The 17,722-nt window shown below is 66.7% G+C and carries 6 protein-coding genes; all 6 read right to left on the bottom strand.

Features of this window, described 5'->3' with window-relative positions:
* Positions 1-40: 40 nt before the first annotated feature.
* Genes AC5Y6Y_RS14760 through pglW form a run of 6 tightly spaced genes read right to left on the bottom strand, consistent with a single transcriptional unit; the run spans position 41 to position 17,510 of the window.
* Complete coding sequence (locus AC5Y6Y_RS14760) at positions 41-2,122, bottom strand: DEAD/DEAH box helicase (RefSeq protein WP_473140031.1); 2,082 nt, start codon at positions 2,120-2,122, stop codon at positions 41-43.
* Positions 2,122-3,396, bottom strand: a complete 1,275-nt coding sequence (brxD, locus tag AC5Y6Y_RS14755) for a BREX system ATP-binding protein BrxD (protein ID WP_473140030.1) — start codon at positions 3,394-3,396, stop codon at positions 2,122-2,124. The genes AC5Y6Y_RS14760 and brxD overlap by 1 nt, the downstream gene beginning before the upstream one ends.
* Positions 3,393-6,041 (bottom strand): BREX-2 system phosphatase PglZ, encoded by a 2,649-nt coding sequence (gene pglZ / locus AC5Y6Y_RS14750; protein WP_473140029.1) that lies wholly within the window; start codon positions 6,039-6,041, stop codon positions 3,393-3,395. The genes brxD and pglZ overlap by 4 nt, the downstream gene beginning before the upstream one ends.
* Positions 6,038-9,727, bottom strand: coding sequence for a DUF6079 family protein (locus tag AC5Y6Y_RS14745; protein ID WP_473140028.1), 3,690 nt, complete (start codon positions 9,725-9,727; stop codon positions 6,038-6,040). The genes pglZ and AC5Y6Y_RS14745 overlap by 4 nt, the downstream gene beginning before the upstream one ends.
* Complete coding sequence (gene pglX / locus AC5Y6Y_RS14740; protein WP_499918465.1) at positions 9,724-13,290, bottom strand: BREX-2 system adenine-specific DNA-methyltransferase PglX; 3,567 nt, start codon at positions 13,288-13,290, stop codon at positions 9,724-9,726. Before pglX ends, AC5Y6Y_RS14745 begins: the two co-directional genes overlap by 4 nt.
* Positions 13,290-17,510 carry a BREX system serine/threonine kinase PglW gene (gene pglW, locus AC5Y6Y_RS14735; protein WP_473140026.1) on the bottom strand — a complete coding sequence of 1,407 codons (4,221 nt, stop codon included), beginning with the start codon at positions 17,508-17,510 and terminating at the stop codon, positions 13,290-13,292. The genes pglX and pglW overlap by 1 nt, the downstream gene beginning before the upstream one ends.
* Between the last annotated feature and the right edge of the window lie 212 nt (positions 17,511-17,722).

Here is a 17,722-nt window from a genome sequence, read left to right as displayed (position 1 = left end):
TCTCGCCTTGTCGGATGAAGCTTCGTACTCATGGTGTTCGCTATCGCACAATCTGTCTCGGCTGGACAACCACCGCACGTGCCGCGCCTTCATCACCGAGGCGCGCACCCAACGTCTGCATCGCGAAGTCAGGCGGCAGCGCCGCCGAAAACTTCAAACCCCGTAGCGCATTCGCATCGACATCGGGGTCGCGCCATTGGACACCCAACAGTGCTGCCGAGAACTCCGCGATCGTAACTCCGGGTAGCAGTCGCACCGATTTCTCGTCGATACGCTGTCGTGGGTCGATCAGCGTGGGCAGTGACGCCTGCAGGGTGCGGTTGGCTGCGGTGCCGGCCCAGGTCCACCACCGCCCGGTCGAATCACTGGGTAGCAGAACGATCAGCCGGTCTGCGGCCACGGTGTCGGCGAACCCGGTACGCAGTTCGGTCAGCACCCTCGACGCCCGCAGGGTGAAGGTCACGCCGGCTGGCGAAGCGCCTAGCAGCACTGCGCGCATACCGCGAGTGATCTCATAGGAGAGCCCGCCTGGCACACCTGACCACCTGGCTTTGCCGCCGCCGGCGGCGGGTTCGACGAAGCAGCGTCGGCGTTCCCAGTCGACGTGGGTCACCTTCCACGACCGCCCACCCAGCAGTAGTACCCGTGGTCCTTCGACGTTTTCGGTCAACAGATCGGTGCCGATGGTGCCGACCTCGACGCGGCCGGCCAGCACGATGAACTCCGGCGGCGCGGTGAACACCGCGGTCAGATCGGAGAAATAGCGCCGACCAAACCGGCGTTCCGCTTCGGGGCCGATGTGCAGGAACGGGCCATCGGTCGCGAAATAGCCTTCGGCAACAAGGAATTCAAGAATCTCTGAGGTCGACGAGTCGAACACCGGCAGATCACCCCACCACGAGGCCCACTCAGAAGCCGATATCCGGTGTTGCTGCAAGCACAGCGCCATCAACTGCTGGGCCGCGATGTGCCGCGGGTGTGGTGGAGGCGTGATGGGCTCCACCACACCCGCGGCCCACCGCTGCAGCATGCCGGCGGCCAGCAGGACGGCCTCATCATTCAGACACAGGAAAAGGCAATTGCGTGACGACCCGGCACGGCGACCGGTTCGACCCAGCCGCTGCAGGAGGGACGCCACCGTGCGGGTGGAGTTGATCTGGATGACGCGGTCCAGGTCGCCGACGTCGATGCCCAACTCCAGGGTTGAAGTGGCGACGATGACGGTGTCGCGGGCTTCGGCGAACGCCGCTTCAGAGCGGCGTCGCTCGGCCGCCGACAATGACGAGTGCGAGATGTAGGTCTCGATATCTGCCTCGCGCAGGGCCGCGCCCAGTTCCTCGGCCTGGCGGCGGCTGTCGACGAACACCAGCCGCTTTTCGCCGGGATGCAGTGACGCGATCACTTTGGCCGCGTTGGCAATCGATCCGACGTAGTCGACGGTGATGTCCGGTGCGGCCGGGGTTTCCACCGCGGGCGCCACCACGGCGGACGCCCGGGCATGGAAACTGCCTTGGAGCCAGGCCAACAACTCGGACGGGTTGCCGACGGTAGCCGATAGCCCGATCCGCTGTAACGGCCGCCCGGCCACCCGCGAAAGGCGTTCCAGCACCGCCAGCAGGTGCCAGCCGCGGTCATCGCCGGCGAAGGCGTGGATTTCGTCGACCACCACCGCTTGCAGGCCGAAGAACAACACCGCTGGATCGACCTTGGTGGACACAAGCATCGATTCCAGTGACTCCGGGGTGGTCAGCAGAACGTCGGGGCGCTCCACCAGAATCCTCTGGCGTTCCGCCTGGCTGACGTCGCCGTGCCACACCGCCGCGGAGCGGCCCAGCCACTGGCAGTAGCCGTGGATGCGCGGTTCCAGGTTGTTCAACAGCGCCCGGAGCGGGCACACGTACAGCACCGATACGCCCTGCCAATCCTCGGTGGCCATTCGCGACAGCAGCGGGAACATCGCCGCCTCGGTCTTTCCGCCGGCGGTGGGCGCGAGCACCAGGGCGTTAGAGCCGGCCAGCACCGGTTCCACCGCCGCCGACTGGGTGGGCCGTAACCCGTTCCAGCGCAGGGTGTTCGCCAGGTGATACTGCACCCCGGGATGAAGAAGCTCGAAGGCATCCATCACACATCGAGCGATACATCGTCGGCGGTCAACGCCGCTCGCTCGGCGTCGGACAACTCTGCCGCGGCGATCTTCACCTCGTAGTCGGTGTACGGGTCGAAGTCGTGGAACTGTTCGATCTTGTCCAACACGTCCACCAGCTTGCGCAGGAACAGTCGTGGCGCGATACCGACCTTTCCGCCCAGCTCTCCCGCCACTGCGGCGGAAAACCGTTCAATGAAAGCATCATCGGCCACTGCGGCAACCCGCTCGGGATCGGCAACGCCGCCCAGATACAGCGAGCGGACCCGCCCACCCAGTTCGACCAGCCGGGTCTGGTCAAAACCGGTCAGCCGCAACTGCGGCGCCCTCGGGTTGTCGAAGCGCGGGTCCTTGGCGAACTCGGTGTGCAGCCGATCGGCCAGCGGCGGCAGCAGCGGAATGCCTTGGCGGCCTTCAAAAAACGCCGGGGTTCCGGTGATCAACAGGTACAGCCCGGGGAAATGCCCGTCGTGCACCTCGTCGATCAGCTGCCGCAACGCATTGAGCGCCTTGGCGCGGGCATCACTGCGGATCCGCTGCAGCGTCTCCACCTCGTCGAGCACCAGCAGCAGTCCGTGGTTGCCGGCGTCGGACAGGATCGCCAACAGTCCGCGCAGAAAGCCCAGGGCCAGATAATGATCCAGGTCACCCTTGATGCCGGCCCGCCGTTTCACCGCGGCGGCCACATGTGGTTGCCCACCCAGCCAGGCGATCAGGGCGTCGGCGCCGTCGTGATCGCCCTCGGCGACGAAACGGCGGTAGGCCCGGATGGCCATCGGGAACACCGGGGCGCGCACGGCCACCTCGGCCAGTCGTCGCTCCAGAAGCGCGACGGCGTCCGCGCCCTGCTGGCGGGCATCATCGTCGATGGTGAACAGCCACGCATCCAGGATTGGCCGCAGCGCGCTCGGCGGCACCGACGCGGTGCGGAGCGATTCGATGCTGCGCCGGTACACCGTTTCGAGTTTGTGCAGCGGGGTGTCGATCTCGTTGATCTGTACCTCGGCGACGGCGAAGCCCTTTTTCATCGCTCGGTCACCAAGCCAGCGCGCGAAAAAGGTTTTCCCCGAGCCGTATTCACCGCGAACCGCCTTGAACACCGCTCCGCCAGCAGCCACCACATCCAGTTCGTTGTCCAGTTCTGCCTCGAACCGGCCCAGCCCGACGGCAAGTTGGTCCAGCCCGTAAGACGGCACGGTGCCGCGGCGCAGCGCGTCGAGAATCTCGCGGCGCCGCCGCGCCGATACCGTCACGGCTTCACTCCGAACTGTTCGCGCAGCGCCGCCTCATCCAGTTTCACCACCCCGCCGCCGACGGCCAGCACCTCATAGCCCTCGACGTCGAGCACCCGCTTGGCCTGCATCAGCGCACCGTTGACACCAGCGGTCGCAACACCGAGTGCGGCGGCGGCCTGGGCCAGGGTGAGTTCCTGCGCGCCGGCGGCTAGAAGCTCGGTCAACAGTGCCTTGATCTGGCCGTCGGTGACCACGATGCGTCCGGCCAGTTTGAATTGGGCGGCGTAGACCTTGCTGCCGATCACCTTGGCTGGCAACGGGTTTACCCGCAACGGCTCCTCGACGTCGAACAGGCTCGGGGCATCCGAGGACTTCGTGATCACCGTGACCGCCTCCGGCGTTCCGGCATACCACCAGCCCGGTTCGACGGCGGCCACCTGCTGCGCCCAGGCCGGCAGTTGGCCCGCGACGAATGTCAGCACCGGCACAATTGCCTCGGCCGGTGCACCGCCGCCATGGTAGCCGGCGTTGCGGGCGCCGTAGCGGATGTCGGGGTCGACGGCCAGCACCACCTTATGGGTGTCGGTGAGCACCCGCGGGCCTTCGACCACCACTTCGCGGCCGGGGTCCACATGCGCGAAATCGCCATGGGCGCGTTGGCCGTAGGTGTTCGCCCGGTCTACCTTCGCGCTGGCGCCGTATTCGATCAGATGCCCGTGGTCGGAGGTGATCACCACCACGCGCCCGGCGCTGCGGGCCGCGCCGAGTAGCGCCCGCAGATGCGTGATAGCGCCGACGGTCCAGTCGGTGCCGCCGGGGTCGGTGTGGTGCAGGGTGTCGTCGACGTAGTTGAGCACTGCCGCCACCAACGGCCGGTGGTCGGTGTCGGCCACCGCGTTGGCGACGTCGGTGGCGAGCGACGCGCCGGACGGGATCGCGTCTAGGGCGGCCTTGTGGAAGATCGGGTCCGGGCCGCCGCCAGTGGCTTCCAGATTTGCGTCGCGGATTAGCGACAAGAAGCCGCGACGCTCCACATCTTCGGTGCCTTCGCGTAGTTCGCCGCACAGCAGCGAGCAGCGGCTGCGCCGGGTCAGGGTGGGCAGCACCGCCAACACGCTGCCGCGACGGCCGTCGGCGGAGACTTCGGTCCAGCCGTCCTGCTGGATGGCGGTCACCAGATCGTTGGCCGCGGCCAACGACAGCGCGTCGATGACCAACAGCAGGGTCGGGGTCTGCCGGGCGACGGGTACCACGACCTCGCGCAGCACGTTCTCGATTAGCGGCACGGCGGGTTTGGGCGCGTCGGCCAGGGCTCGGGCAAAAGCGCGGTCGTGGCGGGCGCGGCGGGCTGCGACGGTGTCGATGACGGAGCGCAGCGCGGCCGCGGCTACCGGGTGCTCGGCGCCGCGGCGAGCCTTGGTCAACGCTGTGTCCACCCAGGAGTCGCGGGCGATATAGGAGGCGGTGGCCTCCGGGAGGCCGGTGGCGATGGTCACCGGAGTGGCCAGCCACCGGACCAGCCGGACCGCCCCGGCGAACGCGTAGACGGTGGGGGAGCCGGCGCTCAGGAAGTGTCGGTTGACCTCGGCCCACTGGGTTTCGACGCGGGCGCGGTCGGCCGGGGTGATCAGCGCGGCGTCGGGGTCGGTGGGCGCCGGGTGCGGCAGCGCCTCGGTCAGGGCGTCGGCCAGTACGGCGACGCGGGCATGCAAGCCCTGCGGTAACAGGTCCGATGTTGCTGCCGCAGATCCGATCCCGAGGTCGTTACCAATCGATGCCGCGGCCGCCAGGACGGTTTGTGGGTCTTTGAGCGCGGTGGTCACCAGGCCGCGGGCGCTGGTGTACCAGGCCTGCAGGCCGGCGGGTGCCAGGTTGGTCAGCCCGTAGCGACCGAGGAACATCCCGAGTGCCTTCGCGTGGGTGTTGTCGTCCTGGCAGAACAGACCGGCGACCACACCCAGCGGCACCAGTTCGTTGATCCGGCCGGCGCCCAGCAGTGCGGTCAGCGGTTGGGACAGCAGCCCGGCGCGGCTGCCCAGCCAGGCGGCAGTCGCGTCGAACAGGTCGGCGCCGCCGCGGGCGTGCAGGTCGGCCAGGTTTGCCGGGGTGTCGGCCGAGCGGCTCCACTCCAGGATCGCCAGCGGATCCACTTCGACGCCGGTGTCCTTGACGATCTTGAGGACGTCGCGGGCCACGGTGGTCATGGTGTGGTCGCGGGTCAACACCCCGCCGGGCGCGGGGGTATAGGAGTCTGGGGACAGCACCGCGAGCAGGCCGTTGGCCACCGCGCGGTCGTTGGCCACCCGGTAGAGCGCGGGTTCGATGGTGGTGGCGGAGAAGTTGCCGCGCAATGCATCCCACGGGTCGGGGGTGATTAGCCGGCCGTCGAGCAGGTGCGCCAGCACGGTGTCGCCCAGGTCGTCGTCGTCGACGTCGGTGAGCACCACGGTCCAGCCGTCGGCATTGCGGTTGTCGATGGCTTCCCAGATGGCCAGCACCGACGGACACGCCACCACTTCCACCGGGACACCCTTATAGTCGAAAGAAGCACCGGCCCAACGTGGTTCGGCGCGCAGGCCCAGCACGCCGCGGCGGTACTGTTTAGCGGCGGCCTTGTCCAACCGGGCCCGAATGATGGGTTCGGTGGCGTTAAGGACGCTCATTCCAGCCACCAGCGCACGTGTACTTTCTTGCCGGAATCTTGCAGCGCCGCGGTGATCTCGGTTTCCAGCTCGGCCAGATCGGCGGCGTTGCGCAACACGCGGTCCTTGGCAGGCTGCGGTGGCTGAGGCGGTTGGGGCGGCTCGGGCTTGGTCTGCGCCGGTTCGCGGGCCACCACCCAGTTCACTAGTTTGGTTTCCCCGGCGGTCAACTCATCGGACAGTGAGCGACCCGGGATCGACACCGCCTCCTGCAACGTCTTCCAGATGGCGTTGGCCTGATCACCCGCCTCCCCGCTGACTTGCGCTCCCGTCTTGAGCACATCCACCAGCGGCCACTTGAAGTTGCGCAGCGCACGGGTGTCGCGGGCGGCGTCGGCGTTGATGTTGCCGGCCGTCTCCAAGGCCACTGGCAGCGCGATACCGGCGACGGCATCGATCACCGCGACGTTTCCCGAAGTGCGAGAGAGTGTTTCGGTCACACCCAGCAGTGCCTGGGCGGCGGTCAGCCGGTCGTTGGGGCCGGCGACGGCGTCCAGACGCTCGTGTGCGGTCTGCAGTTCATCGACCAGGTAGCCCAGTTCGGTGGCCGCCTCGGTGGCGTGGGTGCGGACCTGCGCGGCGAAGTCGGCGACGTTGGCCCCGGTGAGGTAGGTGCGCGACATGGTGTAGCCGAACAGCTTGGCGGCGTTGGCGCGGGCGTCGTCCCAGGCCTGCTGCTCGGGCAGCTGCTCGGCGCGCAGTTCGATGTTGGGCCGCAACCGGCCCAGCGGCGGGGCGGCGATGGCGCTGCCTGCCTCGAACCAGGCCCGTTTGCGCAGCAGCGCCCACGCGCTGACCACCAGATCGCGGGCTTCGGGCCGCAGCCCCCACGCCGGGGACAGCGCGTCGATATGGGCTTGCAGCGCACCGATGGTCACCGGGTCGGCAGCCTGGGCGGCCTTATCCAGTTCTGTGGCCCAGAAGTCGAACGAGGTTTGATCGAACAGGAAGTGGTCCTCGGTGGCCTTGCCGACGCGCAGCGGCCCGGCTATGCGACGCACCGCAGTGCGGTCGGCACCAGGGTTGGTGGGCACCCGGCCGTCGCGGTGGGTGCTGGCCTGCTCGACGTAGTCGCGGATTGTTTCGAAGTTGCGGGCGGTGACCTCGCTGTCGGCGGGGTCGAACTGTGGATGGTTGGGGTAGCTGGCAGTGAACGCCTGATCGACGATGTTCAGGAACGCGTTCTCCAGGTTGGCCGCCGGCGGCAGCTGCGGCTGGAAGTCCCGGCTGAGCGAGGTCAGCACGTCGAACTGCTGGGAGTCGGCGGTGATCCGCTTGGCGTCGGCCGGTTCGATGCCGTAGGCCTGCTTGAGCAGTACCTGGAAACCGGCATGGGTGCCGCTTCGAAGGTTCTCCAGGATGCTGCGAGCCTGCGCCCGGTCGGTGGCCGACAGGTGATCGGAGTTCTCGGTCCAGCGGTCGCCGCTGCCGGTGAACAGCCAGTCGAGCTTCACCAGCAGCGCCAGGTCTTCCATCGCCGATTCGGTGAAGAACCGCGGCAGCCACACCACGGTGTGCCGGTCGCCGCCGGCCAGCAGCCGGTCGATCCGGTTGACGTCGTCGGCGCTGGTGAACCCGGCCTCGTCGAATGGGTAGTCCACCACCACCCGCCAGGTGCCGGGCCGGGCGTCAAACGACTGCTCGGGCAGCGACGCCGCGTCGCGGACGTTGCCGAAAACGATGTCGACTTCACGGCGCGAACCGCGCCAGACGACGGTACGGGTGGCCGCCCCACCCAGATCGTCTTGCGCGGTCCCCACCCCAAGTGCCTGATGGATCAGCCGGCGCAACAGCGCGCGGCGGCGGCCCGAATTGTCCTCGGCGCGAATACGATCCAGCACCGACTGGTAATCCACCTCGGCCAGCTGCACCCGGATAACCGGATTGGCGCCGTCGGAGCAGCTGATCTCCGGGGCATCCTTCTGCATCCAATCGCGGACTATGGCCAGCACTTTGCGGGCTTCGCCGCCGGCGACCATCGTCTTGATCGAGCCGTGGTTCAGGGCGGCCAGCCGGCCGGCGGTGATGTCGCGCAGCGAGGGTACGTTCGGTGCGATCGCCGACAGCAGCAGGGTTTTGGCGACGCGTTCCTCACCTCTGAAGCCGTTGGGCACCGAATCGGGGTCGGTGTCCAGTTGCTCGGTGCTCACCCCATGCTTGTCCAGCAACGCGGGCAGCAGCCGGTTGCGGTACAGGTCGTGCGCGGCGTCGAACATGTTTTTGGCGTGGCTGTCGATTGGCTCGCTGCCCTCAACGATGTAGTCGAAGGAGTCGCCGACCGGAATCAGGTCATCGACGGTCAGGGTGTCGCGGCGGTCGACCAGCATGCGCTGCATGACCTTCAGGGCGGTTCGTTCACGTTGCATCACCGAGGACAGGTTGCGCAGTGTGGACACCAGCACCGGGGAGAACGGGTAGGTCAGCCGGAATTCGGCTTCCGAGGCACCACGGTGTTTGTCGTCGGTGTTGAGGCTGTCGCGCAGCACCTCCCACACCTCGGGGCTGCGGGTCAGGTCGGCGAACGCCTTGTTCAGGATCTCCTGTGCAGCTTCGTCTTTCGGCTTGAGCAGGCGGGCGTGCGCGACCTCGGCCAGGTTGTCATCACCCAGTTCGATCTCGCGGAATCGGCCCTGCTGGTACTGGAAGGCGCGGTCCAGGGCGTCCTGCTCGGCGCCAGAGGCCCCGGCGTCGGCGAACCACTTGCGCAGGTCCATCTGCCGGGAGATCAACGAGATCAGCGGGATGGCGCGCTGGCGGCCCGACGATTCGACCAATTTGGTGATCTTCTGCGATTCGCGGGCGAAGAACTCGGTGTCGCGGACCGAAAACGCCAGCCACAACACCAGTTCGTCGAGGAACAGCACCACCCCGTCATAGCCCAGCGCTTTGGCGTGATCGGAGATCACTACCAGTCCGCGGTCCAGATCGACGTAGTCGGCGGTCTCAGTAAACGACCCGAAGTAGCTGCCCACCAACGCCGACACCAGTTCCCGGCGTTCGGGGTCTTCCGGGGTGGCGGCCAGCGCACCTTGGTAGCGCGGCAAATCCCAGCCGCCGCCGATCAGCCCGCCCCACGGGTCGGCACCGCCGCCGCTGCCGCCTGCCAGACCGGCCAGGAACTCGTCTTTACCCATCCGGGTGCGCAGGTTCTCGGCATCGGCAAGCAGCTTGTCGGACAGATGCACCGCCGGCAGCGGGGCCTCGGGGTGCAGCCGGGTGATCTGGTCGACGTAACCGCGCAGGACAGCCTGCTCTAACGAGGTGGCGCCTAGCAGGTGATAGGTCAGCCGCAGCAGCTTCTTGCCGGCCAGCGCGCCGTCATAATGCCCAGTCAGCGCCTGGAACGTCGGGGTACGCACCGCGGGATGGTTGCCCAGCAGTGCGTACAGCACGGCCATGAAGTGGCTCTTGCCGGAGCCGAACGATCCGGTCAGGTACGCCGCCCGGGAGGTGTTCTGCTTGAGGGCATCAGCCACCAGATCCAGTGCAGCGTCGAAGTTCTCGCGCAGCGAGTCGGTGAGCACATAGGCGTCCAGAGTCGCACGGATGTGGGCGTCGTCATCGGTGCTATCGGTCAGGCGCAGCACGTAGTCGTCGCTGCCGACCCGTTCGGTGATGTCGATGACATCACGTAGCAGAACCGTCATGTGCGTGTTGCCCTTCGGCCGCGGCGAGGCGCTTGCGACGGCCGCCAACTGGTCAGATCGGTCACCGTGAGGTGATGTTCGTTGAGGCGTGAGGTCAGCTCGGCGTCGATGGTGTCAGCCACCGATTCGCCGTACTCGGGGTCGATCTGGTTGTGCCACTGCCGAACCCACGGTGCCAGCTCGTTCAGCCCGGCCAGCAGCGGCAGCAGCTTCGGGGTGTCCCAACCTTCGTCGATGCGCGCACTGATAAGCGACGCCAGCGCCAGCGTCTGTTGTGCGTGATCCCAGCCGGCCCAGCCGAGCAGTTCGGTGGCATCGGTGTCACGCCCGGCGGCGGGATAGGAGATGAATCGCTCCTTGGGGACGTCGAGCTTGCCGCGGTGTGACCAATAGGAGCCCTTGACGAAATCGGCGGGCTTGTACTTCGGCGGTACCGGAATGGGGGAGGCCAACTTTTCCCCGGTGTCCTCGCGTCGCTGCAGTGCCCAGGTTTCCTCCCATGCGGACCGCTTGTCCAGGCCGGAGTCCTTATACCGGTAGGCAGCCAGGAACGGAACCGCCTCATCGGCAAGCAGTTTCGCCAGCGCAGCACCGGTGGTGGCGTTCGGGTCACCTGCCCACAGCTGCAATACCGAGCGGAAGTCCGCTTCGCGATCCAGCACGTCGGCCAGTTGCGCCACCGACTGCGGCATCGGCCGGCCATCCCGGTCGAACCACAGCGCACGGTCCTCCACTCGCTCCAAGAGCCAGCCTCGCAGCGCGGACTCAACCTGCTTGTCCCACGGCTCAGAAGCCCAGCGGCGCTTGTACTCCGGCCTTTCAAGTAAGCGGATGTGCGGATTGGATTCCATCGCGTCCAGCCGACGCTGCACTAGGTCGCGGTAGTCGGCGGGGAAGTGGTCGGGGATCTCAGTGAGGGGGGTGAACCTGTGGTTGTGGTGACGGAACCAACTGCTCTCAGTTGAGCCATCGTCTATCTGCCGGGCCAGAGCAATTGCGAATGCACGTTCCTCAGGCCGGACCTCGGGAAGGTCTCCGCTGTAGACGAGACCGACTTCGATGAGACCGTAGATGCGGTAGTACTCCCAATCGAGTTCCTCCTGGTATGCGATCATCAACCCCCGCAAGCGGTCCGATTCGGTGTGTGCGGCTTGAAGTGCGGTCGCCGAGGGGGTTTCACGTTTAGTCAGCTCGGCAGGAGATTGGCGCTGAAGTTCCTCGGCTAAATCATCGAGCATCTCCGGTAGTTCAACCGGCATTGCAGTCGGCAGCGGGAAGCTCAGCAGGGCCGAGCCATTAAATTGGAAACGATGTTCCCAGGGTTCGTCGGCGCCCGCTTGCTCCGCTCCGGGACGGCCTTTGTTGAAACAGTTCTGTTTGAGCCAGAAGCAGGCCACGGACGAGTTCAGCACACCGAGCAGGCGCAGATGGTCCTCAATCGACGCGCCCGCGGGCAGCTTGATTACCGGAGCCGTCTGCTTGAAGACCTTCCCGTCGCGGTCCAGAACGAAGTGGTTAAGGGTGGCGATCTCAGCGAAGGTGATGGAAAGGGACGTGCGTAGCTTGGCGGAGTAACTCTCCAAGTAGGCCCACCACGGTAGTCCGCGTTCAGCCAACGTCTTCTGAAAGACAGTACGCTGTCTCAGAAGATTCTTATTGGGCCAAAGCTGCTTGATCACTGGTGACGTGTCGGCGACCAGCTCCGAGTTTTCGCGATTTAGGTAGGGGTTAAGTGCTATCAGGCTGCTAGCAATTTGATAGTCGCGGACGTCCTCGCCAATTACAAAGGTTCTGAAGGGCAATACGTGGTTATTGGTCAGAGCGAAATGGGTTGGGTAAAGCCATGCGTCGTCCTCGCCTACAACAGCGGTGCGCCCAACCGAGTCCGCAAGGCGCCCAAGTTGCAAATGGCTTATTGAGTTGATGTTCGCGAGCAGCTCAACAGCACCGCCGCCGGAGAGACTCCAGGGATGCGTTGCGAGGGTTTGGCGCGGAAGATCGCTGACATTGATGAATGCATTCTCAAAGCCGGGCTCACCGATGTGATCCACAATCGCTGACCAAACAAGACCTTTCGCTGGATCCAATGGTCGGCCAGGCTCACTGCGAATGCCGAGCACCGCACGCACAGAGTCGGACGATGGCCGCTGCTTTCGTCCCACGATGATCACCGTTGGCGTTCCGTGGCCGGGGATGTAGGCCCCAGACGTGTCGATTACCGCGCGCAAATCAACTGACGACAGGAATTCTTCGATGAGTTTGGTTCCAAATAAGCGCTGCATGAACGAGTTCGACGTGATCTGGCCGACCCATCCGGCGGGCCGTGCTCCTGCCGAACCGTGCCCGAGCCGGAAGAACAACTCCATGAACGGTGCAGTCAACGCGTATTGCCGATGCGCGGTCTCATATAGCTGTCGGTACGCCCCATTCAGCGCCGCATCCTTGACGGTGATGTACGGCGGATTGCCCACCACCACATCGTGTTCCCGTTGCAGGATGCCCTTGAGCGCCTCGGCGTCCTCGGTGGCATCGGCGCGAATCGCCGGGCCGGCCAACAGGTCTTCGGGCAGCAGTTGCTGATTGGCTCCCCACAGCAGGCTGTCACCGGACGCCAGGTGCGGGGTGTAGCCGATGCTCTGCTCGATGCTGGTATCGCCAGCAGCATGCAGTGCGGCCACCAGCAGCCTGAACCGGGCGATCGCCACCGCGAACGGGTTGATGTCCACCCCGTAGATGCCGTCCAGTGCCTTGGCGACCAGTTCCCGCGCACCCAGTGCTGGGGCCTCGCGCTGCCAGCGTTGGTGCAGCCGGGCGAACGCGCCGAGCAAGAAATGTCCTGAGCCGCAGGCCGGGTCGATTACGGTGAATCCCTTTAGTGGCCGGTCGGCCAGGGCGGGTTCCATGGTCTGGTCGAGGATGAATTCCTCGACGAACTCCGGGGTCTGCAATAGGGCGTAGGTCTTCTTGGCGTGCTCGGACAGATCCTGATAGGCATCGCCCAAAAAGCGGGTGTCCACCCCGGCGAATCCGTAGAACGGTTGCCCGTCGCTGTCCTGGTGCCACCAGACCTCCAGGAGGGCCCGGGCGGCGTCGCCGGACGGTGCTACCAGGTGCAGCGGCGAGAACCGGTCCACCAGTCCGGCTGTAGCCTGACACTTGGTGAAGTGGTTGATGATCTGGTGTAGCCACTCGCGGTCGGTGTGTTCGGGGTTTTGCTGGAAGTAGGCGCGGCGTGCGTCGAGTGCCTGCGCGCGGTGATCGGCATCGGCGCCGCCGATCCAGCGCGGCGATAGCAGTGCGTTGTCCTCGCAATAGCGGGCGAACACCGTGAGCAGTACCCAGGCCACTGCGGCCTGGGTCACCCGGTCGTTGCGCCACTCCTGCCAGGTTGCGGCGGTGCGCTGTGCGGCGAACGCCGCGTCGTAATATCGGCGCCACGTATCGAGCACCCTGTCCTGCCGGGAGCGCTCGTCGTCGCCGTCGACCCGCGCCCGCAGATCGATCTCCAGCGCCAGCACCTGACGCTTGAGCGTGGTCACCAGTTCCGCTGCTGCCCAGCCCATTAGCTCGCCCCTCCGTCACCACTGGCGCGCACCGCATCCAGTGCGTCCCGCCACAACACGAACTGGCCACCTGGGGACCCCAGCTGGATCGGCTTGCGGTCCACCAACGCCCCGACCTGCCCACGCAGCTGCGGCAGCACCACCCACACCGGCCGCCGTCGCGGGGCGGCCAGATCGCTGAGCGTGGCGAGTAAGTCGAGGTGCCCGTACCGGGCCAGCGGCGACACCTCGGTCAGGATCAGCGGCGCGGTGCTGCGCGGACAGTCGAACACCGAGGTGTGCAACTTTTCCCGCAGCGCCGGGGTCACCCGGTCGATCACCGCCCGCAGACCCTGGGCATCCCGGGCGGCGGCCTCGGCGGCATCAGCCCCGCGGATCAGATCCCACGGGATGCCCCGCTCATCGGCCAGCTGTTGCATGCCTGTGATCAACTCGGTGGTCACGTCGATCAGTTCGCCGTCATAGCTCTGCGCCAGGTGTTGCGCCACCCGTTCGTGCTCACCGGGCCGGTCCCGCGGAATCTGCACCCCGATGGCCACGAACCCGGCCTCATCCAGCGAACGGCGCAGCAGCACAACGGAGTTTGCGGCCTGAGCGATGTCGGCGGCCGGCTCTCCAGGTGTTGGCAGCGTGGTGGGCTGGCGGGTGTGCATGCTGGTGGTGCTGGGCGGCTCGGCGTCGGGGAAGCAGTACACCTCGCGCGCGGCGTCCCAGTTCAGGTTCAGCGCCGTCTGGGCCAGGATGTTGTCCAGGTGCGGACGCTGGGGCACCTTGTCCAGTTCGGGAAACCGGGCGGTGACGCGGCTGCGGATCTGGGATGCCGACAGCGACTCGTTTTGCGCCAGCCCGCGCAGCGCCTCGGCGACCGCAGCGGCCGGCGACATGGCGGTGTTGTGCAGTTCGCCGCGCCCGGACACACCGGTGTGTTTGGCAGTGGCTGCGGCCAACCGAACCAGGCGGCCGTCGCTGGGCATCGACACGGTGGTGTCGGCGCTGTCGGCGACCGCGGTGTAGCCGTCGTGGTACGCCGTTCGCAGCTCCTGCGCGGCGCGGGCGGCCGGGATGACGGAGTTTGGGTCGGCCGCCACCAAGTCGTCGGCGCGTTTGGCGGCCGCCTCGGCGGCGCTGAGCAGCTTTTCGTCGGTGGCCAGCAGTGCGAGCCGGCGGCCATGCCGTCGTCGCACCAAAGTGATTTCGTCCGTCGCCGTTTCGTGCTCGTGCAACCGATCCAGCGCGACCCGCAGCAGCCCTGCCGCGGCGCGTTCGGCGCGGGGGTCGATGCCACCCGCACTGGCCTGGGGGAGCCGAGCGCGAATCTCGGCGGTCAGCGTCGACACAGCGGCCACCCCACCGAAGTCGTCGATCACCCCGAGCGTGATGCCAGTCAGCGCGTCCAGCAGCTCACGGGTGGCCGGGGTCTTGGCCCAGTCCTCCTGCAGCTCCTTTATCAGCTGGGTGCCGCGCTGCGGGGCCTTGCCCAGCTTTTCGGCCAATTCGGTGCTGCTGGCGAACCCGTCGAGGCCTGGCGTGGTGCCCAGCAGCAGGGCGGCGGCCTCGCGGCGGGTGGTCGACCCGCGCTGCGTGGAGACGGCCGAAAGCAGCAGTGCGACAGTGTCGTCCAGGCTGCGCAGTTCGGTACCCGATGGCCCCGGCTTCTGCTTGCCCAGCCGTTTGGTCCAGGCCCGGTACCGGTCGACGATCTCCTTGCGGGTGTCCTTGGCTTCGCGGGCCACCAGCCGGTTCAGCGTGGTGGAGTCCACCGCCAGCAGCTCCCCGACGGTAGTCACCGCCACCGAGGCCAGCGCGGAGATGGCCCGCGGGCTCAGTCCGGCTGCGCTCAAAACGGTAGTGGAGTCGGCTTTTTCGGCGTCAGCGTCGCTGGCCTGCGGGGTCGCCGGGGTATCCGCGGCGGTGAAGGCCTGCTGCCAACCGCGCAGCATGTCCTCGGCGGTGCCGGGCCGGCGCGTGATGTCCCGCGACAGCGCGGCGGTAAAGAACGCGGCCATCGCCGGGGCCAGGGTGGCGTCGAACATCCCTGGTTCCACCGTGACATCGTCATCGACGGTGCCCGGATGGGAGCGGGGGTCGAGGCCGTAGTTCGGGGTGGCGCCGGTGGCCATCTCAAACAGCACCACGGCGGCGCCGTAGCGTTCGGCGGCGGTATCGTAGCGGCGGCGCTCGCCGGTGCCCAGGAACGGATCCAGATACGGCGGCGTCCCGGCCTCGACATTGTCCGGTGACACCCCAGCCATCGAGAAGTCGAACATCACCAGGTGCGTGTCGGCGCGTGAACTACTCTGGTAGACACCAAGATTGGATGGCTTAATGTCACGGTGGGTGACGCCGTTGCGTTCCAGAGCCACCAATGCGGTCAGCAGGTCGGTGCCCCAGCGCTGCAGCACGTCGATGGACAACCGACCGCGGTTATTGAGTTCCTCGGCCAGCGTGGTGCGCCCGGCGTAACGCAGGATGAGCGCGGTGCGCCCGCCCACGTCCTCCACACCGTGGAGGGTGACGATGCGGTCGTCGTTCTCGAAGCGGCCCAGCGCTTGGGCTTCGGCGCGGAGCCGTTCGGCGGCGTCGCGATCCTTGGCGACCTTGAGCACGCGTTGGGCGCCGCCTACCTGGTTGTCTTTCACCAAGATTCCCACGGCGGTGGAGCCGGCACCCAGTTTGCGTTGGTAGACGAAGCGTCCGCCGGCCAGCTCGGTGCCGGGTCCGGCCTCCAGAGGGTCGGTGCCGGCGGTCTTGAGCAGTACCTCGTTTCGGACGTCGTCGAGTCTTGCGACGAACTCGCCGACATCGGCGATGCGGTCGGCCGGGCTGGGATTGGTGGCGTCGAGCACCAACTGGCGCAGCGGAGTGCGGGCCTGGGGCATTTCGGCGGCCAGGTCCAGGCCGCGGTCGCGGCGCAGCCGGTCGATCAGTTCACCCCGTTCGGTGGCCGGGGCGGTGCCGCCGGTCAGGATGAAGAACGCCAGCGCACCCAGACCGAATACGTCGATGCGGGCGGGGTCGGTGGGCCGCGAGCCTTCCGGGGCGGCGAAGAGCCGGGCGGTGTCGCTGGGGGAGCCGGCCATCAGCGTCAGCGAACCACCCGACAGGCGGGTGACCGCGGTGTCGGGGTTGGCCGGCAGGATGCCGGCGCTGTCCCAGTCAGTGACCTGGGGTTCGAGATGGCGGCCGCGTTCGCGGATAGCCACCGAGCGCGGGTTGAGGCTGCGGTGCACCACCCGGTGGCGGTGCGCGTAGTGCACGATGTCGGCCAGCTTCGCGATCAGGTCCAGCTGGTCGTCCAGCGGCAGGGTGTGATCGGCCAGCCACAGGTCCAGCGGAGTGTCGGACTTGGGTTGCGGGAACACCAGGCCGATGCCCAGTTCGGGTTCGTCGACCAGGTCCTTGGGCGCCTGCAGACCGTCGTAGGTCAGACGCTGCAGCAGGTTGAATTCGTGGGTGACGGCCTGGCGGCGGGCATGATCCTCGGCCTTCGTGGCGCTGGGGTTGGTGGTGTAGAACCGGATGCGGACGTGGTCCTCGGTGTTGACATGGTGAAACGCCGGCCAGTCCTGCCAGCCGTCGCCGTCGGCCAGCGGCTGGTCGTCGATGATCCAGGAGCCCACCTCACGCTGGCGGCGCGGCGCCAGGCCGATGGCCTTCATCAGCCCCGCGATCAACTTGCTGTCGCGTTCGGAGATCGGATCGTGCTTCGCGGGTGCGAGCAGGATTTTAGAGATGCCAGGCAGCTTGGTAGTGCCCTCACTGCCGTCAGGGCCGTACAGATTGATCTTCGAGTTCGGCGGCAGGTCGCAGACGAATCGCTCGTGATGCAGGAACACCAGTTCCTGCACGTACGGAATCCGGCTGACCGCCTCGTTGCCGCCGCGCTCCCGGATGGCGTCCTTGAGCAGGGAGGAGAAGTATTGGGCCTTGCGGCGTGCCAGCAGCAGGGGGGAGTCCTCGGTGCGGTTGTTGCGCCGCCATAGGTGATCGTTGCCGGTCAGGATGCCGCGATAGTGCTTGAGCTCGATCAGGTACAGCGTGTCGCGGGCCAGTACCAGGAGGTCGACCTCATGCCAGCGACCGCGGTTGTCGCGGAACTCGAAGTTGGCCCAGGCGCGGAACGGCTCGGCGTCGGGCAGCTTCGCCTTGATGGCGTTCAGCCCGGCCTTTTCGTGGTCGAACTGCGACTCGGCGATCGTGACCCAGCGGCCGTCCTTCACCGTCGAGTCACCCCCTTGTCGTGTGCTTGGTGAACAACCTACTTAGTTGTACTTCGGCTATTGCGGGTTGCGTTCGGTTTCGCCGGTGAGGTCGCGATGAAAAGGGAGTATTGCGAGATGTAACTGACAAGTGGGTCTTGATCGTTCGCCGGTGAGAACGCGGGAGCCCATTCGTGCTCAAACGGTTACTGGATGCCGCGGTCTCCTGACGG

The organism is Mycobacterium sp. NGS24 (assembly GCF_059813065.1).
The sequence above is the reverse complement of the archived record's forward strand: the minus strand, read 5'-3'. Positions and strand labels throughout refer to the sequence as shown.